Annotated in this window: 1 protein-coding gene; it reads left to right on the top strand. The window is 69.0% G+C overall.

Going from position 1 to position 1,600, the window contains the following annotated elements; all coding sequences use genetic code 11:
- The first annotated feature begins 75 nt into the window (after nucleotides 1–75).
- Nucleotides 76–1,431, top strand: a complete 1,356-nt coding sequence (locus tag IEW15_RS25375; protein ID WP_188583310.1) for an IS1182 family transposase — start codon at nucleotides 76–78, stop codon at nucleotides 1,429–1,431.
- Nucleotides 1,432–1,600 lie beyond the last annotated feature (169 nt).

Genomic DNA, 1,600 nt, shown 5'->3' on the forward strand with positions numbered 1-1,600 from the left:
CTAGCAGCCTGTCGGACTTTCCCCAGCGTGCGAGCGGTGCGATGATTCCGTTGGTTTCAACGGGATTGCGCGCTGATGGCCCGGTTTGTCGATGCGGATCGTGACACGCCCTATCTGCTGCCGCCGTCGGTATCGGATTGGCTGCCGCAGGATCATCTGGCGCGGTTCGTGGTGGAGATTGTCGAGCGGCTGGACCTGAGCGAGTTGGTTGGCCAGTACGCGGGGCGGGGCTCGGCGGCGCATCACCCCTCGGTGCTGGTGGGGCTGTTGATCTACGGCTACGCCACGGGAACCTTCTCGAGCCGCAAGATCGAGCGGGCGACGCACGACTCGGTGGCGTTCCGCTTCATCGCCGCCAACACCCATCCCGACCACGACACCCTGGCCAGCTTCCGGCGGCGGTTCCTGCCCCGGATCGAGGCCCTATTCGTGCAGGTGCTGCTGATCGCCAGGGAGATGAACTGCCTGAAGCTGGGGACCATCGCCCTGGACGGGACCAAGATCGCGGCCAACGCCAGCCGCCATTCGGCGCTGTCGTGGAAGCACGCGCTGAAGATCGAAGCCCAGCTGCGCCAGGAAGTGAAGGCCCTGACGGCGCGGGCCGAGGCTGCCGACCAGACCCCGGTGGGGGACGGCCTGGACATCCCCGCCGAGATCGCCCGGCGCGAGCAGCGGCTCCTGGCCCTGGAGGCGGCCAAGGCGGTGATCGAGGCCCGCGCCCAGGACCGCTTTGAGGCCGAACAGCGGGTCCACGAGGAGAAGATGGCCCGCCGCCAGGCCCTGCGCGAGGCCGGCAAGACGCCCGGCGGCAAGGACCCCAGGCCGCCCGAGCCCGGCCCACGCGATGGCGACCAGGTCAACCTCACCGACGAGGACAGCCGCATCATGCCCAGGTCCGGCGGCGGCTTCGACCAGAGCTACAACGCCCAGGCGGCGGTGGACGCCGCCACCATGCTGGTGGTCGCCACTCATCTGACCCAGGCGCCCAACGACAAGCAGCAGATCGCCCCGGCGCTGCAAGGCCTGGCCGATCTGCCCCAGGCCTTGGGGACGCCGGCCAACCTGCTGGCCGACACCGGCTACTTCAGCGCCGCCAACGTCACCGCCTGCGAGGCCGCCGGGATCGAGCCGATGATCGCCATGGGCCGCCAGGGTCATCACCCGCCAGTGTTCGAGCGCTTCGCCGCCGACACCGCGCCCCCCGACACCGACGACCCGGTGATCAGGATGGCCCATCGACTGACCACCCGAGCCGGCCGGGCCCTCTACGGGCTGCGCAAACAGACCGTCGAGCCGGTGTTCGGGATTATCAAACAGGCCATGGGCTGGCGACGCCTGTCGATGCGCGGCCTGGACGCCGCCAGCGGCGAATGGACCCTCGTGACCCTGGCCTGGAACGTCAAGCGCCTCAATGTCCTGCGCAGGGCCTGAGGCCGCGCCAACGCACCATCCACGCCAAAATCCACATCAGGCCGGCCCACGGATCAAGCCCCCCGCCCCCAGAGCGCCCAACCAGCCAAATCACCGCACAATCAAAGCACCGCACGCCCCTAAACCGGATCGAACCAGACCCTTGGGGTCAACTCCGACAGGCTGCTAG

Source organism: Tistrella bauzanensis (assembly GCF_014636235.1).
GTDB classification, from domain to species: Bacteria; Pseudomonadota; Alphaproteobacteria; order Tistrellales; family Tistrellaceae; genus Tistrella; species Tistrella bauzanensis.